The 26,171-nt window shown below is 38.5% G+C and carries 20 protein-coding genes and 1 pseudogene; 11 read left to right on the top strand and 10 right to left on the bottom strand.

The genetic code is table 11. The features are described from left to right. Positions 1 to 18 precede the first annotated feature (18 nt). The 5 genes from PGN18_RS06590 (at position 19) to PGN18_RS06570 (ending at position 4,174) form a co-directional block, all read left to right on the top strand. A complete protein-coding gene (locus PGN18_RS06590; protein ID WP_335318626.1) occupies positions 19 to 867 on the top strand; it encodes a hypothetical protein in 849 nt (282 codons plus the stop codon). Positions 868 to 908: 41 nt separating this feature from the next. After that, complete coding sequence (locus tag PGN18_RS06585) at positions 909 to 1,649, top strand: hypothetical protein (protein WP_335318625.1); 741 nt, start codon at positions 909 to 911, stop codon at positions 1,647 to 1,649. A 4-nt stretch (positions 1,650 to 1,653) separates the two neighbouring features. Continuing rightward, a complete protein-coding gene (locus PGN18_RS06580; protein ID WP_335318624.1) occupies positions 1,654 to 2,109 on the top strand; it encodes a hypothetical protein in 456 nt (151 codons plus the stop codon). 357 nt (positions 2,110 to 2,466) lie between these two features. After that, a complete protein-coding gene (kduI, locus tag PGN18_RS06575; RefSeq protein ID WP_335318623.1) occupies positions 2,467 to 3,306 on the top strand; it encodes a 5-dehydro-4-deoxy-D-glucuronate isomerase in 840 nt (279 codons plus the stop codon). 103 nt (positions 3,307 to 3,409) lie between these two features. Then, positions 3,410 to 4,174 carry an SDR family NAD(P)-dependent oxidoreductase gene (locus PGN18_RS06570; RefSeq protein ID WP_335318622.1) on the top strand — a complete coding sequence of 255 codons (765 nt, stop codon included), beginning with the start codon at positions 3,410 to 3,412 and terminating at the stop codon, positions 4,172 to 4,174. Positions 4,175 to 4,474: 300 nt separating this feature from the next. On the opposite strand, the gene PGN18_RS06565 is transcribed toward PGN18_RS06570, so the two are convergent. Genes PGN18_RS06565 through PGN18_RS06555 form a run of 3 tightly spaced genes read right to left on the bottom strand, consistent with a single transcriptional unit; the run spans position 4,475 to position 12,792 of the window. Further along, a complete protein-coding gene (locus tag PGN18_RS06565) occupies positions 4,475 to 5,497 on the bottom strand; it encodes a YihY/virulence factor BrkB family protein (protein ID WP_335318621.1) in 1,023 nt (340 codons plus the stop codon). Positions 5,498 to 5,504: 7 nt separating this feature from the next. Beyond that, on the bottom strand, positions 5,505 to 7,820 hold the full coding sequence (gene tamL, locus PGN18_RS06560; RefSeq protein ID WP_335318620.1) for a translocation and assembly module lipoprotein TamL: 2,316 nt from the start codon (positions 7,818 to 7,820) through the stop codon (positions 5,505 to 5,507). Then, positions 7,804 to 12,792 (bottom strand): translocation/assembly module TamB domain-containing protein, encoded by a 4,989-nt coding sequence (locus PGN18_RS06555; RefSeq protein ID WP_335318619.1) that lies wholly within the window; start codon positions 12,790 to 12,792, stop codon positions 7,804 to 7,806. Before PGN18_RS06555 ends, tamL begins: the two co-directional genes overlap by 17 nt. 147 nt (positions 12,793 to 12,939) lie before the next feature. Here PGN18_RS06555 and PGN18_RS06550 point away from each other — a divergent pair, with 147 nt between their 5' ends. The 3 genes and pseudogenes from PGN18_RS06550 to PGN18_RS06540 all read left to right on the top strand — a co-directional run bounded on the left by PGN18_RS06550 (position 12,940) and on the right by PGN18_RS06540 (position 18,636). Beyond that, the gene (locus PGN18_RS06550) at positions 12,940 to 13,428 is read left to right on the top strand and encodes a cytidine deaminase (protein ID WP_335318618.1); all 489 of its coding nucleotides are present in this window, start codon (positions 12,940 to 12,942) and stop codon (positions 13,426 to 13,428) included. 266 nt (positions 13,429 to 13,694) lie between these two features. Further along, positions 13,695 to 15,377: a PNGase F N-terminal domain-containing protein gene (locus PGN18_RS06545; RefSeq protein ID WP_335318617.1), complete on the top strand. Its 1,683-nt coding sequence runs from the start codon at positions 13,695 to 13,697 to the stop codon at positions 15,375 to 15,377. 378 nt (positions 15,378 to 15,755) lie between these two features. Further along, positions 15,756 to 18,636 (top strand): annotated as a pseudogene (locus PGN18_RS06540) (DNA gyrase/topoisomerase IV subunit A). A 155-nt stretch (positions 18,637 to 18,791) separates the two neighbouring features. On the opposite strand, the gene PGN18_RS06535 reads toward PGN18_RS06540, so the two are convergent. After that, positions 18,792 to 18,989 carry a hypothetical protein gene (locus tag PGN18_RS06535; RefSeq protein ID WP_335318615.1) on the bottom strand — a complete coding sequence of 66 codons (198 nt, stop codon included), beginning with the start codon at positions 18,987 to 18,989 and terminating at the stop codon, positions 18,792 to 18,794. On the opposite strand from PGN18_RS06535, the gene pnuC reads away from it, so the two are divergent. Further along, positions 18,978 to 19,598 carry a nicotinamide riboside transporter PnuC gene (gene pnuC, locus PGN18_RS06530; protein WP_335318614.1) on the top strand — a complete coding sequence of 207 codons (621 nt, stop codon included), beginning with the start codon at positions 18,978 to 18,980 and terminating at the stop codon, positions 19,596 to 19,598. The two genes, PGN18_RS06535 and pnuC, sit on opposite strands and share 12 nt — an antisense overlap. A 15-nt stretch (positions 19,599 to 19,613) precedes the next feature. Then, positions 19,614 to 20,702, top strand: a complete 1,089-nt coding sequence (locus PGN18_RS06525; RefSeq protein WP_335318613.1) for an acyl-CoA dehydrogenase family protein — start codon at positions 19,614 to 19,616, stop codon at positions 20,700 to 20,702. Here PGN18_RS06525 and msrA read toward each other — a convergent pair whose 3' ends face one another. The 6 genes from msrA to PGN18_RS06495 form a co-directional block, all read right to left on the bottom strand. Continuing rightward, positions 20,703 to 21,245: a peptide-methionine (S)-S-oxide reductase MsrA gene (gene msrA, locus PGN18_RS06520; RefSeq protein ID WP_335318612.1), complete on the bottom strand. Its 543-nt coding sequence runs from the start codon at positions 21,243 to 21,245 to the stop codon at positions 20,703 to 20,705. A gap of 195 nt (positions 21,246 to 21,440) precedes the next feature. Further along, positions 21,441 to 22,490 (bottom strand): hypothetical protein, encoded by a 1,050-nt coding sequence (locus tag PGN18_RS06515; RefSeq protein WP_335318611.1) that lies wholly within the window; start codon positions 22,488 to 22,490, stop codon positions 21,441 to 21,443. Positions 22,491 to 22,580: 90 nt separating this feature from the next. Then, positions 22,581 to 23,462 (bottom strand): class I SAM-dependent methyltransferase, encoded by an 882-nt coding sequence (locus PGN18_RS06510; protein WP_335318610.1) that lies wholly within the window; start codon positions 23,460 to 23,462, stop codon positions 22,581 to 22,583. A 116-nt stretch (positions 23,463 to 23,578) separates the two neighbouring features. After that, positions 23,579 to 23,791 carry a type II toxin-antitoxin system VapB family antitoxin gene (gene vapB, locus PGN18_RS06505; protein WP_335318609.1) on the bottom strand — a complete coding sequence of 71 codons (213 nt, stop codon included), beginning with the start codon at positions 23,789 to 23,791 and terminating at the stop codon, positions 23,579 to 23,581. A 53-nt stretch (positions 23,792 to 23,844) separates the two neighbouring features. Beyond that, positions 23,845 to 24,597, bottom strand: coding sequence for an ABC transporter ATP-binding protein (locus PGN18_RS06500; protein WP_335318608.1), 753 nt, complete (start codon positions 24,595 to 24,597; stop codon positions 23,845 to 23,847). Further along, on the bottom strand, positions 24,597 to 25,331 hold the full coding sequence (locus PGN18_RS06495) for an MlaE family ABC transporter permease (RefSeq protein ID WP_335318607.1): 735 nt from the start codon (positions 25,329 to 25,331) through the stop codon (positions 24,597 to 24,599). The genes PGN18_RS06500 and PGN18_RS06495 overlap by 1 nt, the downstream gene beginning before the upstream one ends. Positions 25,332 to 25,478: 147 nt before the next feature. Here PGN18_RS06495 and PGN18_RS06490 point away from each other — a divergent pair, with 147 nt between their 5' ends. After that, the gene (locus PGN18_RS06490; protein WP_335318606.1) at positions 25,479 to 26,168 is read left to right on the top strand and encodes an SDR family NAD(P)-dependent oxidoreductase; all 690 of its coding nucleotides are present in this window, start codon (positions 25,479 to 25,481) and stop codon (positions 26,166 to 26,168) included. The last annotated feature ends 3 nt before the right edge of the window (positions 26,169 to 26,171 follow it).

Raw genomic sequence — 26,171 nt, 5'->3', positions numbered from 1 at the left:
TTAAATCTAAATTAACGAATGAAAAAAAACTACTTTTTAAGGCAATGGGCATTTGCATTAGTGCTTTTGCTTACCATTACTATTACTTTCTATTCTTGTAAAAAAGATAAGCACAATAACCTTGAGATAAGTGGTGCAGATTTAATGGCGGCTAAAAGCTGGCTTAAACTTAACCTTAAAACAACCGAAAATAATCCATTTAAAACACTTAGCCCTAACTGGGATGATGTTTATACAGATACTGAAGATAATCAGTCCATTATTGAAGTAGGCTTAACCAACCCCGATAAAATTTTTGTAGGAGATAGCCCAAATGATTACAGCCAGCCAGAGTTGGGTCTGGCCAGGAGTAATATCAGGCTGGTTTTATTTAAAAACATAGGTAACAATAGTATTGTTGCGGGCTGTTATATGGTTATTATTAATAATGCAGGCACGGAATCGGCAAAATTACACTATAACAGCACAGGTAATTTAAGTGGTAAAGTTTATTATTTTAATACCGATGGCAGTTTTAGCAATGGGGCACTTTACAGCAATGGCCAAATAGTAAAAGCCAATGGGAAAATCAATTCATTAAACCAATCGTTACTGAATAAAAAGCTTTACAGTACGGCTGTTAAAAAATTAAGTATTGGTATAAAAGATAAAATAATTGCTGTAAAATCGCCCTGTGCAGATGGGGTTGATATACCCATATGGGTCCAATCTTGTGTGGGTGTAGAAGGATATATGACATGTACACCTTATATATCTGGCTTTGCCCATTTGCCAGGAAGTTGTGATGGTGATTATGGCGATAACGGAGGATATGCTGGTTCGCATGGGGGTTATGCTGGGAATGGGGTAACACTTCTCCTCCTCTAATAGAGGTAAAACAAGATTCTATTCAAAAATATTATCCTTGTATGGTTAAGGAGGTTTTAAATAAGTTAGCTGGAAATCAAGTTTTTGGAAAGTTAGTTCAACCGTTTCAGAAAATCCAACTGCCAAACGGTACAACTCTTAGTATGCAAGGTTTACCAAATTTAAAATATGATTTTTCAGCGCAGGAGTACGGAGTTGGCACAAATAATTATAGTTTAGGGACAACAGGAGATTATGCAGGAACAAGTTCGACAATTAGATTTAATACTGCTGCTATGGCAAACGCTTCACAGCTGTTATTGCAAGCAACAGCCATCCATGAAACTGGTCATGCGTACGCTAATTACTATATCAAAGCTGGTCAATATGGATTTCCTGTTGATACAACAAGATATTCGACATGGGCGATCAACATAGTTAATTTTGAAAGCGTTGCCAATAGTTCGGCTCAAGGGGGTGGGAATTTCAACGACCATTCTATATTTTTGGAAGAATATTTTGAGAATTTCTGGGTAATATTGAAGACCGTCAATGGAAATATATATACGGACAAAGATTACCAAATGGCTGCATTATATGGCTTGAACAATGCAGGCCCAGCCCCACAATCTTCGATTATAGGAGGTGTAAATATATATGAAGTTTACAAAGGAATGCTTACCAAATCCTTTAACAATATTAAAACAAAATATGGAATTACTGATGCTGATTTAAATACTTTTAATTTAGCCAATCTTAAAAATGTTCCTGCTAATAAAAAATTGCCTACTACTTGCCCCTAGTTTCATGAAAAAGAAATTATTTTTAATTGCCTCACTATTAGTTATAACCTTTGAGGCATTTTCCCAAAACACGAACAGGGAAATTTATTTCTTAGCAGATACGATAAATGTATCTCTGCCTAATCGAATATTAAAAATCGAAACGGTAAGTTTTTTCGAACATCACTTTACATTCTTTTGCAAGTGTACACCTCCTTATAAGAGTTACGCAACATTTTCATACATTAATAAAAAGGGAGACAAGAAAGCAGAAATCGTATCGAAAAAGCCGGCTCACCCTTATATAAGTTTCAAAGAGTTAATGGACATTACGGCAGAACATCATCGTTCTCTTGATAATTACTGCGATCTGTATATTACAGAAGTTTTGCCCGGTAATAAATACAGAACGAATAAAGTGAAATTTGTTCCTTACATCCTTCCGATGGATGATGGCGTGAATATTAAGGAGAAACAGTAAATGGCATCTGCGTTACCATTTGATACATTACAGAAAGATATTACCTTCCTTCTACCATTTACAAATAGGCGGGCAAATATAGATTGATAAACTGGAAAGAGGAGTGGGTTAATCTAGATGGAAAATTCAACCGGTGCTTTATCGGAATGCTTTTTAACTTAAACCTGTCTGCTGCCCCCTTTCAGACAAAACTTGCAGCACCCTGAACCTGCCTAAAGGCATAGATTAATAAATCATAAAAAAAGCTTGATAAAGTTGAGTATTAATACAGATAATCATGATCGTATAAATATATTTGCGGATAGGATTTGATATCCGTTCATATCTTATCGCAAAAAAAAACTCAATTTTTAACCAATGAACAAATTCGAAAGCCGTTACGCCCAAAGCCCTAAAGAAGTTAAACAAATGGATACCGCAGCGTTGCGGGATAACTTCCTGATTGAAAATGTGTTTGAAACCAACCAGGTAAACCTTACCTTATCTCATTTTGACAGGTATATTGTTGGTGGTGCAATGCCTGTTGATCAGAAAATTACCCTTCCAAATCCTGATGATTTAAAAGCAACTTACTTTTTGGAGCGTAGGGAACTGGGGATTATCAATGTTGGCGGAAAAGCGATTGTTACCGCTGATGGCGAAAAATACGAACTGGATTATAAAGAAGCTTTGTATATAGGTAAAGGTACTAAAGAAGTATTTTTTGAATCTGCCACTCCTGGTGAGGCTGCTAAACTATATATCAATTCTGCTCCTGCACACCATAGTTATCCTACTAAGAAGGTAAGCAAAGCTGAAGCAGAGGTTGTAGAGCTGGGTACGCCTGAAACCGCGAACCATAGAATAATTAATAAGTTATTGGTGAACAGTGTGTTGCCAACCTGTCAGTTGCAAATGGGGATGACCGAACTAAAATCGGGCAGTGTGTGGAATACCATGCCAGCACATACACACGATAGAAGGATGGAAGCTTATTTCTATTTCGAAGTTCCAGAGGGGCAGAGTGTTTGCCACTTCATGGGCCAGCCACAAGAAACCCGCCACATTTGGATGCAGAACGATCAGGCAGTAATTTCGCCCAATTGGTCTATCCACTCTGGGGCAGGTACAAGCAACTATACTTTTATTTGGGGGATGGCCGGCGAAAACCTGGATTATGGTGACATGGATCATTGTGCCATTACCGAGCTGAAATAATAATTTTTTACCGTCATCTCGATCCGATAGCTATCGGATGAAGCGTAGCGGAATGCCCGCCCTTGCGGGCGGAGAGAGATCTAAAAACTGAATTTTAAACATCATGTCTGACATATTTAATTTAGCAGGTAAAACTGCATTGGTTACTGGCTGTAAAAGAGGTATCGGAAAAGCTATGGCTTTAGCTTTGGCCGAGGCAGGTGCCGATATTATCGGTGTATCTGCAAGTCTCGAACTTCAGGGTAGTACTATTGAAAAAGAAATTTTAGCGCTGGGAAGAAAATTCTATGCTTACCAGTGCGATTTTGGTAAACGCGAAAATACCCTGGCTTTTGCGGCTCAGGTAAAGGCAGATCATCCTGTGATTGATATTTTAGTGAATAATGCCGGAACGATTTTGCGCCAGCCCATTGCGGAGCATTCGGATGAATATTGGGATGAAGTAATTGCGGTAAACCAATCGGCACCGTTTATTTTAACCCGCGAAATTGGTCGGGAAATGATTGCAAGGGGAAGTGGAAAGGTGATTTTCACAGCATCATTACTTTCCTTTCAGGGTGGTATAACCGTTCCTGGTTATGCCGCGAGCAAAGGTGCAATTGCATCTTTAACCAAAGCCTTTGCTAACGAATGGGCATCAAAAGGTGTAAATGTAAATGCGATTGCACCTGGGTATATCGCAACTGATAATACTTCTGCCTTACGTGAAGATCAGGATAGGAGTACCTCAATACTATCACGTATCCCAGCTGCAAGATGGGGAACGCCTGAAGATTTTAAAGGACCGACCATATTTCTGGCCTCTGCTGCCAGCGATTATGTTCACGGAACGATTTTAACCGTTGATGGCGGTTGGATGGGACGATAGGTTAGTCCTAAGTCGTAAGTCGATCACTCAAGGTTTTACATTAAAGAAGTCAAGTTTTCAAAACAACTTAACTTCTTTGGTTAATAGCTCCGCTATCTGAATAAATGACTTAAGTAGAAAATCGTCCTCGACCGAAGAAATGCGGAGTGCCAGCCTGGGCGAATAGGCATACCCTGGGAGAGATCTTTAAACTATGTTTGTGGAATAGTTCAAAAATTTCGACTATGTTAAGCATGTCTAAGCGATTATCTTTTTGAAAAGGTCATGAAATAAGTTTAGGATGACGGGGCTTAACGGTAATTACTCTTCAGGCGCATTCACTGTATTTTCCGGATGCTGCGGAGGCAATACATCTACCTTTTTCTCTACAATAGTGATTTTTGTAAATACAGCATATTTACTGGGAGCAATGCCGTTGTCATATTTTTCAGCATAAGCCTGGGTAAATTCAGCACCAAAGTAGAGGATGATTGAGGTATAATAAATCCACAATAAAATAACAATGATGGAGCTTGCCGCTCCAAAGGCAGAACCAGGGTTACCTTTTTCGATATAAATTCCAATGAGGTATTTACCTAAACTAAAGAGGATAGCAGTAAATAAAGCACCGATTATTGCCGATTTCCAACGTATAATCACGTCTGGTAAGACTTTAAAAATAACAGTAAAAACGGCGGTTACGGCGGCAAGCGTAATGACGTTGTTCAAAATATAAATCAGCAAGGTCATGGTGTCGTTAGCTACTGGGATAACTTCCTTTATTTCGCTTTGTGAAATCAGATTGGCTAATTTTGAACCCAAACCAACTACTATACTATTGATCACCAGCGAAACCAGCAATAAAAAGCCCATTGAAACGATTAAAGAAAAGGACAATAATCGATTTGAAAGCATTTTCAGCCAACCTTTTTTTGGCACAGCCTTTACCTTCCAGATCATGTTGATACTATCCTGTATTTCGATAAAAATGGCTGTAGACCCGATAATCAGCGTAGCTATACCAATAATTAAACCAATGGTTGATTGGCCCGATTTATTGGCATGTTCTACAAAACCCTGAATTTGCGCAGCTGCATCTTTGCCCACCATTTCGGTAACCTGACCATAAAATTGCCCCCTTGTCTTTTGGTTTCTTTCATCACCAAAAAACAAAGTGGCTGCCGAGAGGAGGATAATAATTAGCGGGGTAAGTGAAAAAATAGTGTAGTAAGCCAACGAAGCACTTAATTTAGTTACCCGATCTTCTACAAAACCTTTTCCGGCAGCAATAAAAAGATGATAAAGCGCAATAAAGAAATTTTTGATCTTGGTGATTACTTTCATCTGAAAATTAAAACGGATAGCCTATGCCTATATTAAAAATTAAATTTTGTCTGCGCCAATCTTTGTTACCAAAGGCAATATCATCAAATACCCATCTTTGTCCTTCAGGTAGGTATGGTTTACGTACAGGGAAAGCTACATCTAAACGAACTACAAAGATTGTTGCATCTACACGTACGCCGGCTCCGGTACCTACAGCTAACTCATTAAAGGTATTCTTTAGCTTAAAGCCTGACCCTAGTCTTGCTGTTTCTGGTTTGCCGGGTTCTCCCAGATCTTCTTTCCTTAGCCAGATATTTCCAGCATCTACAAACAATGCGCCATATAATATACTTACAATTTTAAATCGTAGTTCAGAATTAAGCATTAACTTGATATCACCGCCCTGATCGGCAAAAATGGCATTATCTGGCACTTTGTAAGTCCCCGGACCCAAGGTGCGGGCCGGAAATGCCCTGATATCATTACTGCCACCAGCAAAAAACTGCCTCACAAATGGTAAGGATGTACTATTGCCATAAGCATAACCATAACCCAGGTTCAATCGGTTTGCCCATATCAGGTTGCGGTTAATTTTATAAAAATCCCTGAAATCGGCTTCTGCCCGGATAAATTGGGTGAGAGGTGTATTGAATAAAGTTTTTTGACCTTTATCGTTCGTTGGCGTAAATAAGCCCCAAACATTGCCACCCGTTTCTAAACCGCCAAAGAAATAAACATTGTTACGGCGGTTGGTTTCCATCTGGTTGGTGTAGGTAAAGTTGTAATTACTACCAATAATGAATTGGTTTTCAAGTGTACTTCTTAACAAGGGATTTACTCTAAATAAGCTATCTCGTCTATTAGAATCTGGAAAACCTGTAGAAATGTAACTGATGGAGATGGGGTTGAAGTTATGCTCTTTATACTGGTTCTCTTTGAAATTGTAGCCATATTCGCCTTTTATGGCATGTAAGGTATATTCAGACCCACGGTTAAGCATCTGATAAGATAGCGAAGCAATGGTTTTCGGAATGAAAGCATTCGTACTGTTAGGCTTGTAAAACGGCACAATAAAACGTGGGAAGGTTAACTTGGCTTCTGTGGTCAGCGAAAGCGAATTCCTACCTAACGAGGTACCTCTTACCTGTGTTTCAAAACCACCACTAACACTTACATCCAACTGCTCGGCGCCCCTGAATAAATTTCGGGTGGTTTGGGTAACTTTCACTTCTGAACCCACAAAATTGTTTGATTTACTGGTGCCTGTAACCGAGAAACTTAATGAGTTTTTCTTCAACGGGGTAAGGTAAATATTCAGGTCTAACTGATTATTTTTGAAACTATCAACCGGTAAGAATTCCGCCCTTACATCCCTGAAAGCGCCAATATTGACCATTCTGTTTAACGATTGGTTATGATCTTTACGGTTATAAGGTTCGCCTTTCTGAAAGAAAACCAATCGATCAAATAACCTTGGTTTAAAAGTATTGCGGTCATCATAAATACTGAAATCGTGATATTCAAGCGGTTTTAACTTTCTTAAGAGGGTATCTCTACGGAGGCTGTAGCTTGGATAAATGTTGATATCCCTGATGCTGTATGGTTTCAATGCAGCATCAGGTGCAATATCTTTCACTTTGATAGTCACATTTACCAGGTTTTTACCAATGGTGCTATCCACCTGCATAATCAGGTAATCAGGACTAAAGTAAAAATATCCCTGCTCTTTAAGGTCATTATCGATCCTGATGCGTTCGTTTTTATAGTTGTCGAGATCGTAAAAATCGCCTGCCTTTATTAACGTTTTATTTTTGTTCTGATTGATGATTTTAGTTAAAACGCCGGTATCAGGAGGGAAAGTGACTTTATTGATTTTATATCGGTTACCCGTTTCTGCAGTATAAATGGCTTTGCCTTTTTTATCTTTCACTACCGTATCGCCTGTAACAGACGCCTGTAAATAACCTTCACTGATTAAATAGCTGGTCAGTACATCATTATTATATTTTAGTTTTACCTCACTCACTAAAACGGGCGGTTCACCCTGTCTGCGTAGCCAATTTCTAAAACCTTTAGGCTTTTTTGGTTCACCTGCAAGGTTATAAATGCCCAATTTATATCTTATACCTAAAATAGATTTATTGGGGCGGGGTCTTGTTTTACTCTCTAAATCACTCTTTACCTGTTTTTCATCATCAATTTTGCCTGATGAATCCGGATTGATCTTTACTTCGGCACCTGTATATAAATGTTGCCCCGGCTTTAACGATTTGGTGGAGCTACAAGCAGCCCAAACTAAGCAGGCCAGTACAAATAAAATTGGTCTAATTAGTTGTTTCATTTTTAGGTTTTTGTTCAATGTTTCTTCTGTTGCGTTTTTTCTGGAAAATCTCTCTGAATTTGTTGTAATCTACTACCAGGGTGAAACCCAAACCGGTTTCGATAATTTGTCCCTGTACAATTACATCGTTTTGGTTGCGTCGGTAAGCCCTTAATCTATATCTTCCGTCGGCTGATAAAGCATATTCAACATTTACATTTCCACCGATATCTGTCGATTTTTCGCCTGGTGCCTGCGGTCCTTCCAATGCGAAAGAACTACCTACCGTTACCGTTAGTCTGTCGTTTAATAATTTTTTCGATAAACCGACTTCGAGATCAGTTTTCTGTTGAAGTGATCCGGTAGAATAATCTTCTGATGAATTTACGCCAAAGTTCAATTCTACACCTTGAATTAAATCTGAAGCGAGGTTATTTAACTGTTCCGTTAATAATTTACTCACACTCGATCTCGCCAGGGTAGAAACACCACCGCCACCGCCTGCCAAGCTTTGGAAAGGGTTATTGGCGATAAACCTGTTCAATGCCAACAGGGCAAAAACCTGTTTATTTAATTCACTTTCATCGCGGTTTACGTTGATTAATTTGGTGTAAACCGTACCATTTAATGCCCCACGCTCGTTTTCAGGTAAATCAAGTTTGAAAGAAATAACCGGTTTCAATAACTCACCTTTCATCATCAAATAAACCTGAAAAGGCAATTTGGTTTTGGCCTGGATATTATCTGGCTCATTGATCAGATCAATAGGAGCTGCATTAACTTCATACAATGCCGTTAAGTTCACGTTGGCTGAAGTAGGCTCACCCGTCCAAACAATAGTACTTCCTTTAACCAGTTTGAATGCTTTTTTGCCTAGCGGGCCAACCGATAAATTGTAAGAACCATCAATAATTTCATAACGGCCTGTTAAGCTGATTTTACCACTTGGGTCCATCGTTGCGTTAAGATCTGCCTCACCTTTAATATTCAGGGCATCGCCATTTGATGGATCTACGACCACATTCAGTTCGGCTTCAGGATCGATGGTGATGGCTGCAACCAGGTTAATCCCTTTCATGGCGGATTTACTTATGCTATCTACCTTTAATGCTTTCTGACCATTAAATGGTGGCGCATCGGCATCAATAAACTGTACAATTCCTTCCTGATCTATCACTGAAGGATCGCTTGTTGGTAGGGCAAAAAAGAATTTTGTGCCTTTGTTCACCCTAACGTTCATGTTCACATCTGGCTGGTTCAAATCGCCACGTACTTTAATATCGCTGGTTAAAAATACTGTTCCATAAATGAGGTCATTATCAGCAGCGGTCGAATTGATCGCCCTGAAATTATTCATTTTAATATCTAAACCAAAACGATAATCTTTGAAATTACTGGTATAAACTTTTCCATCGATGGTTGCCTTTTGATTTAAGGAATCAATCAGTGTGAAGTTATTAAAACTGATCCCTTCATTTGTAAATGAAATCTTCTCGTTAGGCAACCGGAAATATGAATTTACATATGCAACTCTGATCCCAGCGTTGTTGAAAGTTAAATCGCCCAATATTTTTGGAGCAGTTAACTCGCCTTTAACACTTAGTGCCCCTGTTAAAGTACCTGTGCCATCTTTAAGCTGACCTGCAGATAAACTCTCAATATTTTTCATTTCGATCTTATCAATGTTCACGGTAAGATCTAATGCACTTTTCGGTGCGGTATAATAGAAGCCATTTACCCTTAGTTCGTGCACGCCGGTTAAGGCCACATTTACCTCAAATGCATTTTCGGTATTATTGTTTACCGCTAAACGTAAAGTGCCCAACTGATCTTTCTGATAACGCAACTGATCGATAGTCAGATTTGCTTCAAATTTTGGCGTACTGGCTAAATCTTTAACATTTGCAGTTCCGTTTAAACGGCCACCAACCAAAGTCGTATCAGTTTCGGCAAATTTGGTTAAAGTTTCAAGTTGAAAATCTTTAAATGCGACAGCTAAAGGTGCATTGGGTTGGGTAGGGTTGCTATTGATGGAAAGCGACTGTCCGTTATTGCTGATCTGAAACTGGTTTACCAATATGCCCGACGCACCGAACTGGATGTAGTTGTCCTGAGAAACCACCCATTTTTGATAATCGAGCAATAGTTTCTGCGGATCTAAAGAGAATTTAAAATCTTTATTGATCGATTGGAAATTACCACCAATAACGTATTTGTCTTTTTTCTGCCTATCCCGTAAGAAAATGTTAACACCTAAATTATTGTTAGCGGCATCGCCACTCACTTCGGTATTGAAAAGTGCAACAGATGGACTTTGAAGGCTTTTAACAGTTAAACTGTAGTCTAATTTATTGTTGTCGTTATTGATATTTAAAACCGTAGTATCTACTTTAAAATCGCCATAAACTACCTGCGGGAAATTACCTTTAATCTGCAGGCTGTCTTTCTGCGTATCAATCAATCCGTAGAACTGGGAGGGTTTAAATACCGTTAATTCAGGCACAAAATTCTTTAATAGTTTAGAATCATAAATCTGGACAAAAAACCTTAAACGCTGATCAGGCACCTTTGTAACTGTTCCAAACGCATAATATTTATTGATTTCGTTTATGATTGCACTGCCTACTTTGGTCAACTGGTAGTTTCCGTCGATTTTTGCTGAAAGTATTTCAGATTTAAGTGTAAGCTCGTTTTCGGTTGAGGTAGATTTAGCGCGGATCGAAATCGTGTCGACATTAATTCTTTGTTTATCTTTTACCAGTTGTAACCCCGTAACATCAACCGATCCGTTCAAATAATCGGCATCGGCAGTAGCCAGGTCTACTTTAACCACTCCGGCAGCACTTAAAACTGTTGGACTAAAGTTTAAAGCCTGAAGGTTTACCTGTTTTAAATTCAGGTCGGCTTTTACTGCTGGATATTTACCTGCAAGATTTACTTTCGCATTTAAATTAAAGTTAGCATTGCTATCGGGCATGCTGCTTTTGATGTTGATGCGCTGGTTGCTGTAATCACCGGCAAGAACTAAATTGCGGTAGGTGTATTTATTGTAATAAGCATTTAACACTTTGGCATTAAACTTAGCATTGATTTTTTTAGGATCAAGCCCCGTACCCGCTACATTTGCCTTAACCGAAACGCGGCCCAGTTTAGGTTGCATTTTTAACAGCCTGCCTACATTAAAATTATTTAAACTGACATCTGCCTTATAACTTTCTCTATCTTTAGGGCCATTCATGCTGGCAACAACCACAGCACCACCCATATCAGTACTGATGTTCAGGTTGGTGTTAAAATCGGTCATTGAACCTTTAAAATTACCTTTTGCATCAATTACGTTAGGGAGTTCGATTGAAGGGGGCACTGATTTTTTGGGTACAGCCACCAGGATATCACCTTTGGTAACATGAAGTTTTTTGATGTTTAAATCGAGAAAGGTTTTTTTGATATCAGGTAAACCTTTTGCTTTTCCACTGATATCAATCTGCGTATTTTTTAAACCGCTGATCTGTAGTCTTGGGATATTCAGGTCGTTCAGATAGCCATTAACGTCAGCATTGATTTTTATTTTTTCGTTGCGATAATTTGCTGGTACAGCATTACTAAAGTATCCGGCATCTTTTAAGCCAATGGTGGTGTTTTTAAGCGCAATATTTAATTTTACACGTTCAGGATGTTTGGTCAAATCCTCCATGGAGGTGAAATTTAACTCCGTAGCATTTTCAATAGCAGTATTTGGTGTTTTCAGGATGAAATTGCTCAACTTGATCTGTTTATCATTGTACACCGCATCGCCACGTAATTCATCCAAAACAAAGCCGCTTTTCTCTTTTAATGATCCATTTTTAACATTGGCTTTTATTCCCGCTGCACTATAACTTACGTCGCTTGCGCCTAAGTTTAACTGATTTATTTTAAGATGGTTAAAGTCCATACCTTTGGGCGCGGGCTTTGCACCCAGGTTATCAAACTGTACATCGTTATCGGTTAAACTGATGTTCTTAATGATTAAACCCAGAGGCGATTTTTCAGGAACAACGGTATCTTTAACTTTCTTTAAATCGTTACTCGGGGCAGGCTTAAATGCAAAAAGAATATTCGATTTGTTTAAGTGTGCATCATCTACCGAATATTTACTATTGGTTAAATCTACTTTCAGATTAGCTAACCCAAGGTCATTTACATTAGCAATGGCTTTCGTGGTCGAGATCTGATCGTCGTAATTTACTTTTACATTATTAAAAATAAAGTTCTGCACCTCTATCAGCGGCAATTTTCCTTGCTCTTTCTCTGTACTGTCTACACTGTTGGTGATGTGTTGTACCAATTTAACGAGTGGCTTTTGCTGTAAATAACGCAATGAAGTATTTACGAGGCTTAACTCTTTAATTACATAGTGCTGGTTGGCCAGGTCGAAGTCTTTGATTTTAGTTTTAAATGCGCCTAGATATAGTTTTACATCATTACCCGCAACATCATCGCGATAGTTAATGCCAATATCTTCGAAAGAAACTTTATCAACAGAGAATTTTAGGGTAGAAGTACTGTCTTTTTTTACCTGCTCCTCCGGTTTTTTCTGATCGCTTGCAAACGCATCAACGATGAAAGAAAAATTGAAAGTTGTATCTGGAGTAATACGCTTTACGTTGGCGCGTACATTTTTAAGCTCAATATTATTAACCTCGACCGTGTTTTTTAACAATTTAAATAAGCTAATGTCTACCGCAAGTTTTTCGGCATACAATAAAGTGTCACCTTTACGATCTTCGATGTAGAATTTGTTTAAAACCACATCTTTTGGCAAAGCAATTTTAATGCTTTCCAAACTTACTTCTGTTTTGGTTTTATTTTTAAGATAGTTTATTGCTTTCCCTTTAACGAAATTCTGAACAGCTGGGATATTCAGCGCAAGGGCTACGCTAACCACCAGAAAGATGATGGAAGCAATTATCCACAATAAAATTTTAAGACTTTTGCGTACGTATTTATTCAAAGCTAAGTGTGTTTGGTATTTAGATAAATGCCTAAAGCATGCCGATAAAATTAATTTTAGGGCAGGTTTATTAATTAATACAAAAAATAACCTAAATTGTTCGCCCGCTGTAAAAAATTAACATTGGCGGTTCCAAATCACTTTAAAATGAATTCAATAAATCTGAATATAACTTTTGAACAATATGCTGATATTTCTGAACTGACATTGGCCGATAGAACCCTTTGCGAAAGCGCAGAACAGGCTTTACGTACTTCTTATTCGCCGTATTCTAAATTTAGGGTAGGTACTGCCATCCGCTTGGCCTCTGGTGATATTATTTTGGGTAGCAACCAGGAGAATTTAGCCTATCCATCAGGGCTTTGCGCTGAGCGTGTTGCACTTTTTAGCATCGGAGCAATCTATCCCGATGCAGTAATAGAAAGCATGGCAATTACCGCGCAGACTGATAATTTTCAGATTTTAAAACCAGTAACTTCTTGTGGAGGCTGCTTACAGGTAATGGTAGAATTTGAACGCAAACAACATGCACCAATTGAGGTAATTTTTTATTGTTTAAATGGAGAAGTTTTAAAAGTACCAAGTGTAAAGAGTTTGATACCATTTGCTTTTGTCGAGGATAGGCTGGAGCGGTAATCAGTTTTCAGTTCTAAGTTGGTAGTTTGCAGCGCAGATAATCTCCTATGCTTTTTTGGAGATAAAAGAAGCTATTTTACATCTATTTCCCGCTGATTTAAGGTGATAAGCACAGAAGCTGGTTGTCAGTTTGCAAGTTCCCGTCGCAATTGTTTTTCTAATCTGTGGAAATCTGTGAGGTCAGTGGGAAACCTTTAATCTGCTGGTTGGTTTCTCACAGCCGACACCAATTTAAACTATTATCTATATTTGGTTTTTTAACCACAATGAAGCATTTTTCCATCCTCATTTTTTCTGTTTTTGTTTCTTTTAACCTGCAGGCGCAGCGCGTACTTAAACATGATGCCGTTTATAAAATCACTTATTTCCGATCGGCTGATGGGAAACCAAAAGAAGATCGAAATCCTGTAGTGCTTATTACTTCTGCAAAGCAGAATTTGATCACTAATGCAGCTATTCTCGATCATAAGGCAAAATATCCTTACGAACAGAGCATTGTGGAAAAGCCTGATCAGATTTTATTTCAGCTTGCTGATTTAAGTGTCGATAATGAGATCGCTAGTTCAGATATTACTGCAATTGCCAAGCAGGTTTTTGAATTTGTTTCGGAGACTAAAATCATTTTAGGTTACACCTGCAAAAGGGCAACAACGGTAGTAAACTCTAACCGTATTGATTTATGGTATAGTACCGATGCAGGAATAAAAGCCGCGCCAACAAGTTTAGGGCAAAACCTGGGATTAGTTTTGGAACAAGTACGTAATGGAAATAGTTATATAACGGCTGCAAAAATTGAAGAAGTTAAAAAAGCAATGCCAATTGACCTGGAAAAAATGTCATCTAAACTAACTGACGGCTTAACTTATAAAGATTTGCTTTGGAAAAGCAGATTTACTACGCTAAACGTTTTTAATAACGAAAAAATTAATTTTATTGATAAGCCACTCTCAAACGATTCTATTTTCCGCTTCGCAGGCGGAACGGTAATTGCTAGAAAAGTTAAATTCCCTCAATTGACTAATCCAAATGTATTTGTCGATTTAACGGAACAATCAAATGGAGATGCTTACGACAGGACAGGTTCAGTATTTATTATCCCGACCGATAAAATGATCAGTTTGATGGATGCGCTTGAAAATTCGGTTAAGGTGCTACCAGTTTACGATAATGGGAATGGAAAAAAATACCAGGGTGTAGTGGCTACGGGAGATTATAGCCCAGTAATTGAACTGATGCGCTTTTTTACCCCTTTTGGCGTAGGGAAATACAATACCTTAAAATTAAAGGATAAAAACTGGGCAGAGAAAGTTTATTACCGTCAGGATGTTTCGGAGTTATTTCCATTGATGAACGGAAAAGAAGCGTGGGTAGCTGTTTTTATTGGTAATTATGATAAAGGCGGACATCAGGTTTCGTTAAACATTACCTTGCACAACGGTGGTAGGCCTAAAGAGGTGAAAGAAGTGGTTTTACCTTTATTTAATTCGACTAATGTTATGGAGATGGCCGGACAGGAATATGCAACCATGTTTAGCAGCGATAAAGGATTGGAAGTTTCTTTTACATTAACAAAAGATTTAAAGGATGCAAAATTGCGTTACATTACCACAGGGCACGGTGGTTGGAGTAATGGCGATGAGTTTGTACCTAAGAAAAATACCATCTGGTTGGATGAAAAGGAAGTTTTCGCTTTTACACCTTGGCGACAAGATTGCGGATCTTACCGTTTATCTAACCCGGCTTCAGGTAATTTTGAAAGCGGGCTTTCTTCGTCTGATTTAAGCCGTTCTAACTGGTGTCCGGGTACGGTCACCAATCCAAGTTGGGTCGGCCTGGGTGATTTAAAGGCTGGTGAACATACCATAAAAGTCACTATCCCTATGGGAAAACCCGAGGGCGGCAGCTCTAGTGCCTGGAATGTTTCGGGCGTGTTGCTGGGGGTAGAATAACCAAGGATCTGTCAATCCTGAACGCAGTAGCGGATCTTTTTTCGCTTCTGTCACCATATAAGATATTTAAGGTAATATAAACTTAACTCTGCTTTCCAAATCATGACAAGCGAATCTTGATTTCGTCAGGTGAGAACCAAATTGATAGCTGTCATCCTGAACGTAGTGAAGGATCTTTTTTTCGCTTCTTTTATCATGTAAGACATTTAAGGTAATACAAGCTTAATTCCGCTTTCTATATCATCATAAGCAAATTGAAATCTCGGCACGTGCGACACCAGCCGATAGGATGGATGCACTTTGCAAAATGTGAATAACCTCTCTTCACGCTGTGCCATCATTTTTATTATATTTACGGCTGCCAATTTCTGTAAATAAATGAGTGAAGAATTAGATCAAAACGTAAACGAAGAGCACAAACATACCATAACCCCAATCAACGGTTTATACGAAAACTGGTTTCTCGATTACGCGTCTTATGTAATTCTTGATAGGGCCGTTCCACATATCAACGATGGTTTAAAGCCTGTTCAACGCCGTATTATGCATTCTCTTAAAGAGATGGATGATGGACGCTTCAACAAAGCTGCCAACGTAATCGGTAACACCATGAAGTATCACCCACATGGTGATGCCTCAATTGGTGATGCGATGGTACAGATTGGGCAAAAAGATTTATTGATTGATATGCAGGGTAACTGGGGCGATCCGGTTACGGGCGATAGCGCTGCAGCACCACGTTATATCGAGGCGCGTTTATCAAAATTTGCCAATGAAGTGGTATTCAATCCTGATACTACCGAATGGCAATTGAGTTACGATGGACGTAACAATGAACCGATTACTTTACCGGTTAAATTTCCTTTGTTGCTTGCACAAGGCGCCGAAGGTATTGCGGTAGGTTTGGCCACCAAGGTAATGCCGCACAATTTTGTTGAATTACTTGATGCTTCGATAGAAGCACTGCGCGGCGTACGCCCAAATATCCTGCCCGATTTCTTTACGGGTGGTATGGCCGATTTTTCGAACTATAACGAAGGTCAGCGTGGCGGTAAAATCCGTGTGCGTGCCAAAATAACCGAGAAGGATAAGAAAACGCTAGTCATCACTGAAGTGCCCTTTAGTACCACAACAGGTTCTGTGATCGATAGTATTTTATCGGCCAATGATAAAGGCAAAATCAAGATCAAGAAGATTGAAGATAACACGGCGGCGAATGTAGAAATTGTAGTGCATCTGGCGCCGGGTATATCACCTGATGTAACCATTGATGCGCTGTATGCCTTTACGGCCTGTGAAGTTTCCATCTCACCAAATACCTGCATTATTCAGGATGATAAGCCACACTTTTTAAGTGTGAACGATATCCTGATCGAAAATACCAGACACACCAAGAGTTTACTTAAAAAAGAGCTTGAAATCCGTCTACACGAATTACAGGAGAAAATTTTCTTTAGCTCGTTACTTAAAATATTTATTCAGGAAGGGATGTACAAAAATCCTGAATATGAAAACTCATCCAATTTTGAAACCGTAGTTGAGGTTTTACACATTTTATTCGATCCGTTTAAACCGTCGCTTTACCGCGAAATATTACCTGAAGACTTTAAGAAGCTGATTGATAAGCCAATGAGTAGCATCACCCGTTTTGATGTGAAAAAGGCAGATGAGCAGATGAAAAAACCTGGAAGATGAGATTAAAGTAGTTAAAAATCACTTAAAACATCTTACCGATTACGCCATTGCCTGGTACCAGAAACTGAAAGATAAATATGGGAAAGGACGGGAACGTAAAACCGAAATCCGTTTGTTCGATCGGGTAGAAGCATCTAAAGTTGCTTTGGCCAACGTAAAATTATATGTAAACAGGGCCGATGGTTTTGTAGGCTCAGGTTTGCGTAAAGATGAATTTGTTGCCGATTGTTCAGACATTGATGAAATCATCGTTTTTCGCGAAGATGGGAAATGCATGATCACCAAAGTGGCCGATAAAACTTTTGTGGGTAAAGGCATTATCCATGTGCAGGTGTTCAAGAAAAACGACGAGCGGACCATTTATAATATGGTTTATAAAGATGGGGCAAGTGGTACTTCTTATATCAAAAGGTTTGCTGTAGTAGGCGTGACGCGTGATAAGGAATATGATTTAACAAAGGGATCAAAAGGCTCAAAGGTTTTATATTTTACCGCTAATCCGAACGGAGAAGCGGAAGTGATCAATGTAGCCCTAAAGCCGCATTCTAAACTGCGTAAGCTGCAGTTCGACCTTGATTTTGCTGAGGTGGCCATTAAAGGACGTGGTTCACAGGGCAATATTGTATCCAAGTACCCTGTTAAGAAAATTGTGCTGAAGAGTAAAGGCGTTTCTACTTTATCCGGACTAAAAATCTGGTACGATGATTTATTAAAGCGCCTGAATGTTGATGGTCGCGGAAAATACCTGGGCGAATTTGATGGAGATGATCGTATTTTACAGGTACACAAAGATGGATATTATGAGTTGAGTTCTTTTGAACTTAGCAATCATTTTGATGATGGGTTAATCTTGATCCAGAAATTTGATCCAGAGCAGATTTTTGCCGCAGTGCATTTTGAAGGCAAAGCACAAAATTATTTTATCAAACGTTTTGTGTTCGAACTGCAGGCCAATGGCAAGAAAACCATCTTTATCAGTGAAGAACAAAAATCGAAGTTGTTACACCTCACTTCAAATCCAGCGGCAAAAGTTATTGTTGATGTGTTAAAAGGCAAAACTCAAATCCCGGAAACACTGGATTTGACCCTGGCAGAACTGATTGATGTTAAAGGATTGAAAGCGAACGGTAACAGATTATCTCCGCATGATGTTCAGAAAGTAGCGTTAGAAGAGCCTGAAATCGTGGGTGAAGAGCAGGAAGAAACGACTACGGAAGAAGATGGCGATAAGGAATCAATGTCTGAAGTGGAAGCCGCTAATGAAGAACCAGAAACGGATAATGTGAACACTGAACCAACAGTAATTAGTGAGCCTGTTGCAACGCCACCAAAACCGAAGTTTGAACGTGCAGATGTGCCTGTAGTTAAGGTTGATAAACCAGAGGTAAAAGAAAAACCAACGATAGAAATACCTAAATCAGAACCTGAATCAGTTAAAAAAGAAGATGGTAAAGCTGAAGATAAGCCCAACACAAGTGAAAAACCTGTTAAAAAGGTAGATTTCGAAATCACCAACCCAGATGATATCGATATTGATGATAAAGGACAGTTGGGATTATTCTAAAAAAAACTAAGTTGTCAACTTTGATGGCCAAAAGGTCATAAAGTTGACAACGCTTCTCATTTCAATGGAAACATTTCATTTTTAAACCTATATTTGCCTCACTCAAAGGGGTGCTTGTTGATGCTGCAATTTCTGTTGCCGTCAATTTGCTGAGATTATACCCATTTTAAGGTAAAAGGTAGAAAGGTAAAAGGTTGAAGGTTTCCCCTCCACCTTCCAACCTTCCAGCCTTCAGCCTTAAATGAACCTGATGCGGATAATACCGACGTAGGAAAGAGGTTAGCATTACCTTGCTGTTTTGCCCTGAAAGCAGTTTTCAATGATTTTAACAAATATTTTAAATGAGTTTTCAAGAGTGGTTTAAGCTTTTTCAGGAGCAGATTTTAAATACTTCAGTAATTGAGTGGCTGGCTGTAGGTTTCGGTGTAACTGAAGTATTGTTAGCGAAGAAGAATAACATCTGGCTTTATCCTACCGGAATCATTTCGGTATTGCTATCGATGTTTTTATTATTGAACGTAAAATTATACGCAGAAACACTTTTAAGTATGTATTATCTGGTAATGAGTGTTTACGGTTGGATCATCTGGAAGAAAAGGAAACAGGATGGAGAAAATCAGGTATCCTGGTCAGGCAAAAATGAATTAACCATTGCCGTTTTTATTTCACAGGTCGGTTTCGTACTGCTTTATCTGGTATTGAGGCATTATACTGATTCGGATGTGCCTTTATTTGATGCTTTTGTGTCTTCAACAGCTTGGGCAGGCATGTGGCTGTTAGCTAAACGTAAAATAGAGAACTGGATATTCCTAAACATATCCAACATTGTGGCTATTCCATTGCTTTTTCACAAAAAACTTCCCCTCATGGCCTGTTTAACAACATTTTTGTTCATCGTAGCCATATTTGGTTTTTTTGAATGGAAAAAGATCATTAACAAAAGCAAAATGAGTATAGCCTAGTTGCACCAATAAACCATGAACAAAACAGTAAACCCTACATGGCAAGAAAAAGTAAACGCTTATGCCGCACTTTCTGAAGAAATGGGCAAGCTACATCCCGAAATTTTGGAACTGGCCTATCAGGAAAATTGGTTTAAACTTTTTGTACCCGAGGTTTACGGTGGGCCAGGGAAAAAACTTCCTGAAGTTTTAAGATTGGAAGAAGAATTGGCAGAAGCCGATGGAAGTTTAGGCTGGACCGTTACCCTTTGTGCAGGTGCAGGCTGGTTTGCCGGATTTCTGAACCCCGCATTGGCAGCAGAAATCTTTGCCGACCGTGAAGTTTGTTTTGCAGGGAGTGGTGCTGTTGGTGGAGTAGCCATTAAAACACAGCAGGGTTATCTAATCAATGGGAAATGGAACTATGCGAGCGGAGCATTACATGCTACTATATTTACTGCCAACTGTACCCTTAAAAATGAAAGCGGTGATGATATTTTGGATGAAAACGGATTGCCGGAAGTTAAGTCATTTATACTTAAAAAAGAGGAAGTGAATATCTTACCTGGCTGGTCTTACTTTGGATTAATAGCAACAGGAAGCCATGCATTTGAAGTGTGTAATTTAAACGTAAACGAAAATCGGACCTTTAAAATTAACCAGCAAATTGAAGTGGCTGATCGTGGTTTTGATTATCCCTTTTTACAACTCGCAGAAACCACGCTAACGGTAAATAGTTTAGGAATGACCAATCATTTTATTAAACTGGTAGAACAGTCTTTTTATGCCCGATCTGGATTAGGAAGATATAGCGAAGCGCAGATTTTGTTCTTTAACAATGAGCTTAACTATTGCAAGGCTGAATTGTTAACCCTTCGTTCGCAATTTTACCATGCTTTTGATGAATCATGGAATCAGTTAATCAGTAATGGTGAAATTCCAGATGGCAAATTAAAGGAGGTAAGTTCAAACAGCCGTAAATTGGCGCATGCCTGTTGGAGATTAGCCGCTACCTTGTTTCCATACTGTGGGTTAGAGGCCGCCAAGAAAGAATCGGAAATTAACAGGGTTTGGAGGGATATTTATACGGCAAGCCAGCATGCCTTACTTACTTTCGACAACTAATTATTCTAAAAATTCTGATTTAACTTTATCTTTAAAATCTGCAACAAACTTATTCAGTTTAGGTTGTATTACAAAAGCGCAATATGGTTTTGACTGATTGTGGCCGAAATAATTCTGATGATAATCTTCGGCTTCGTAAAATTCAGCTACCGGAGCAACTTCTGTAGCAATAGGCTTATCGAAAATATGTTGTTCCGTTAAATCTGCAATCATTTTTTCTGTCTGCATTTTCTGGTCATCATTTTCATAAAAAACTACTGAGCGGTATTGTGTCCCCACATCATTCCCCTGCCTGTTTAAAGTTGTTGGATTATGGGTTTTAAAGAATATCAATAGAAGTTCGTTGAACGTAATCACGTTTTCGTCAAATGCGATTTGAATCACCTCTGCATGTCCCGTATCACCGTTACATATTTCCATATAGGTTGGATGCTTTAATGTTCCTCCCATGTAACCCGATGTAACCTGAGTTACGCCATTCAAAGTTTTAAAAACGGCTTCTGTGCACCAAAAACAGCCTCCGCCAAATGTTGCTATTTGCATAAGTCTAATTGGTATAAAATCTGTTCCAATTTTATGTCATTCCAAAAAAAAGACATGTTTTTAATATTATAATCGTGTTAAAGGGCTGATTATTCTTGTAGGTTTTTGATTTATAGCATTTCATAACTCGATTACAGCTATCGATTGGAATTACAAACATAAAAAAAGCCTGTAATTTCAATACAGGCTTCAAATTTATTGATATTGGATATATATCGGTTTTGGTGTTAGCTTTAACAATTCTTCCGGAGTCATTAAACGCTTAGGTTCTTTTTTCAGGTCATTTTTATAGAAAAGTTTGAAGCCTGTAAATTGTACCGGTTCGCTTTGTATAAAGTGGCGGTAGGTGCCAATTTTTAAATCGGGTTCACCCCATCCGTCCATATGCACTACTACCTGTACTTCAGGACGTAATTTAATGTTGGCCGAATTGGTTACCATCTTTTTTGTGAAGCGGTGCAATACAAATACTTTTGGAGGCAAATTATGCTTTTTAACGATATTGGCCAGGTATTGCGTTACATAATTGACGTCTGCAGCATCATAAGTTCCGATTTTTTTACCGGGCAATGAACCGTCTTTCATGGAGAATTCCGGGTCGATACCTAAGTGTACATAAGGCAATTCAAGATATTTTTCGATGTGTGGCAATTCTGCTTTGATGGTACTTAAAGCGACCTGAAGATCTAAAAATACGATGGTATTAGGTTGCATTTTGGCAATTTTCAAAACAGAATCAATCTGTTTGTTGCCCATCCTATTGATGTATTTTCCATCTTTTCCAGGCGTTCCACTGGCTACTGCAGCGATGTAGTGTAATCCCGGTTGGACAGGGGTAGAAGGATCAGCCTTTTCCCAGTGTTTAACTTCAGCGTTAAGGCGTTGCCACATTTCTTTAGGTGCATACTCGCCAAGCGCCCCCATTTTTTTCGAATGCAGGTTTCCGTAATAAACAACGATGCGTTTAAATGGTAAAATAGCTCCTGCTAAAGGATATGGTTGTTTTTTTACTGGCCATCTTCCCGTAGTATCTCCATTTGCCAGTTTTTTTACCAATGAATCGTAAAGTTTTGGATCAACCGGTTTCATGACATTTACGGTTGAGTCGGTTTTCTTTTTGGTGGTATCAGTAGAGAAGATTTTACCAATGCCGCTTCCGCCCTTACTGTCTGAATTGCAGTTGGCAAATAAGCTGATTGCGGCAAAACCAAGTATGATGGTGCCTGCTAATGGAGGGAATTTCATAGATATATTAGATAATTAAAATTTAGTCTTTTTTCCGAACCGATGAAAGTAGGTCGGAAATCTGATAGTTTAAAATAAAGTAATCAACATTTACACATTACAGAATTTACCAAAAACTCCTAGTGGCAATTTAATGCCAGAAGTAGCCTGTAAATAAAGTTCTCCTGTTTCGAGATTTTTAACTGCAGGGAAAGAAGTACGGATTAAATTTTCAACAATTACTGAAGAAAAACCAAGAGAGTAGGTATTCAGGATAAGGAAATGTTCTTTTTCATCTAATAACTGTACTACATCCTGCATCATTTCCTGGATATGGTCTTCAAGCTTCCATTTTTCTCCATTAGGGCCGTGGCCGTAAGCTGGTGGATCTAGGATAATACCATTGTATTTTTTGCCTCTTTTTAATTCTTTCTTTACAAACTTTAGTGCGTCTTCAACTATCCAACGGGTGTCTTTCAAACCCGAAAGTTCCTGGTTTTCATTTGCCCAGGTTACCACCTGCTTAATCGAATCTACGTGGGTAGTTTCTGCACCTGCCGCATTTGCAATCAATGATGCCGCACCGGTATAGGCGAAAAGATTTAAAACTTTAGGCTGTGGCGTTTTGAATTTTTTAATAGATGATGAGATAAAATCCCAATTTACCGCTTGCTCAGGAAATACACCTACATGTTTAAATGAAGTTAAGCCTAAACGGAGCTTAATGGCTACCTCATTATTTTTATATTCAACATGCCAACGGTCTGGAATAGACTGGTTTTTTTTTACCCATTCGCCAGAAGTTGCCGAACGGCCTCTAAAAGTAATATTGGCTGTTTTTTTCCAATCCTGTTCCGATAATGTTTTTTTCCATACCGCCTGAGGTTCGGGACGGATGAGGATGACGTTTCCGAAACGTTCTAATTTTTCAAAATCCCCGCAATCTATCAGCTCATAGTCTTTCCAGTGAGTGGGGGCAAGTAATTGTATCATTTATTATTATATGTGGTCCGTCATTGCGAGGTACGAAGCAATCTTAATGCGATATATACAGAATGAGATTTCTTCGTGCCTCACAATCACGATTTATTTAGTAAAATTTAAACGCATTACATATAATCCTTAAGTTCATCTAGTGGCTCATTAAAATCATTAGAGATATAAAGAATTGTACCCTTTGCAGCACCATATAAGCTTTTTGGTTCTTCAACAACAGTTGCTTTTTCACCTGTTGATTTAGGGAAACTTTTTGAATGTTTAGCTTTTAAAAAATCAATAAAATCTTCAACCTCATTTACCATGCTTTCTGGTAAGGTTTCCAATTTGTGAATGATATTTTTGGTAGCCGTAGTCATATACAAATATACAAATTTTCTTAAAACTTATCTTTTGCGGCTTTCATGAAACGGCTGGCAAATACGAAATCATTCAGTTCCTGAATATCAGTATGGGCAATTTCCTTATTGCTGCCTTCCCAAAATTTCTTTCCTTCGTGCAGAAATAGAATGTAATCACCGATTCCCATTACGGAATTCATATCATGTGTTACCACGATGGTAGTAGTTTTATATTCTTCAGTAATTTCCTTGATCAGTTCATCAATCACGATGGAAGTTTTCGGATCTAAACCCGAGTTAGGCTCATCACAAAAAAGGTATTTTGGGTTCATAGAAATGGCACGTGCAATACCGACACGTTTTTTCATTCCTCCAGATAATTCAGCCGGAAATAATTTGTTTTTACCAGCAAGATTTACCCGCTCCAAACAAAAGTCAACCCGTTCAAGCTTTTCCTGTCTGCTTTGATCAGTAAACATGTTTAAAGGGAACATGATGTTTTCTTCAACTGTCATACTATCAAACAGGGCAGAGCCTTGAAATAACATCCCGATTTCTTTACGTACCTCAATACGCTGTTCATAGGTCATCGGCGTGAAATCGCGTCCATCATACAATACTGAGCCAGAATCTGGTTGGTGCAAACCCACCATACATTTTAGCAAGGTTGTTTTTCCGGATCCCGAACCGCCAATAATTAAATTGGTTACGCCTTCTTCGAACTTTCCAGAAATACCTTTTAATACGTCGTTCCCGGAGAATGACTTATAAATATCTTTAATTTCGATCATTACAATAACAATTGGGTCACGATATAATCGCAAGCTAAAATAGAAATACAGCTAATTACAACAGCCCTTGTACTGGCCTGAGAAACTTCCAGTGCACCACCGCGAACATAAAATCCTTCATATGCCGGAACCGACGTGATGATAAATCCAAATACAAATGCCTTTACCAAAGCAACGGTAATGGTATAAGGGTTAAAATCGGTGGTAATACCTTGAATATATTCTGATGGTGTTACTGCTCCGGAAACCGAGCCACCAATATAGCCACCGGTAATGCTCAAGAACATTGAAATAATAACCAGCATGGGTACCATGGTTATGCCCGAAATGATTTTAGGAAGAATTAAATATCCCGGTGCATTAATACCCATAATTTCCAGGGCATCAATCTGTTCGGTAACCCGCATAGAGCCAATTTCAGACGAAATGGCCGAGCCTATTTTTCCTGCCAGTACGATTGCGCTAATGGTAGGACTTAATTCCAAGATACTCGAGTCACGGTTTACAGAACCGATAATGGTTTTTGGAATAAAATCACTAACCAGCTGGAAAGCAATTTGTAAAGTCATTACTGCACCAATAAAAGTAGAAATAATAGCAATTAAACCTAAAGAGCCCACGCCAACATAATCCATTTGTTTGGCAATTTCTTTCAGGTAAATTTTTAGTTTTTCCGGCCTTCTGAATACAGACTTAAGTAGCAGGATGTATCTGCCGAAATTGGTAAAATTCATTCCGTATGTATTTGCTTAATTTAAATGATCATTCTATACTACTACAAAGAAACGATAAAAAAGTTGGAGCGCTTTGCTAATTACAAAAATATTCGTGGTTTTGAATATAATTATGGTTTTTTGTTAACAAAAATTAAACCATAAATCATGAAAGCGGTAATAACAGGGGCAACTAAGGGAATCGGAAAAGCTATTGCGATTAAATTTGCCCAGAACGGGTACGATTTAATTTTAGTAGCAAGGGGCTTGGATGACCTTAATAAGCTTAAGGAGGAATTGACACCTTATGGGAATGCTGTTTTTATCTACGCAGCAGACTTTTCGATAAAAGAAGAAGTATATGCTTTTTTAAGTTCGACTACAATTAACCTTGATCATGTAGATGTTTTAATCAACAATGTGGGAATCTTTTTGCCTGGAAGTATGCTTGATGAGGATGACGAAATCTTTGAAAAACAACAGTATTTAAATACAAATGCCACCTATTATTTGAGTAAATTCTTTGGAAAAAAAATGCGTTCAGTCAAATGGGGCCATATATTCAACATTTGTTCGGCGGCTAGTAATGTACCTGCGAAAAATGCAGGAAGTTATAGTGTAACAAAAGCAGCGATGTTGAGTCTTAACCATGTATTGCGGCAAGAGTTGGCTCCTCATCATGTTAAAGTAACAGCATTTTTGCCAGGCGCTACCAAAACTTCATCCTGGGAAGGAACAACAATTCCGGATGAAAAATTTGTACAGCCTGAAGATATTGCAGAAACTTTATTTACCATTTTAAACTTAAGTAAAGGGGTAAATGTAGATGAGGTCTTGATTACTCCGCTTGATTTTTAACAC

This window comes from Pedobacter terrae (assembly GCF_036946585.1).
Lineage (GTDB): Bacteria > Bacteroidota > Bacteroidia > Sphingobacteriales > Sphingobacteriaceae > Pedobacter > Pedobacter terrae_C.
Note: the sequence above shows the minus strand (reverse complement) of the source record. Positions and strands in the feature narration are given on the sequence as shown.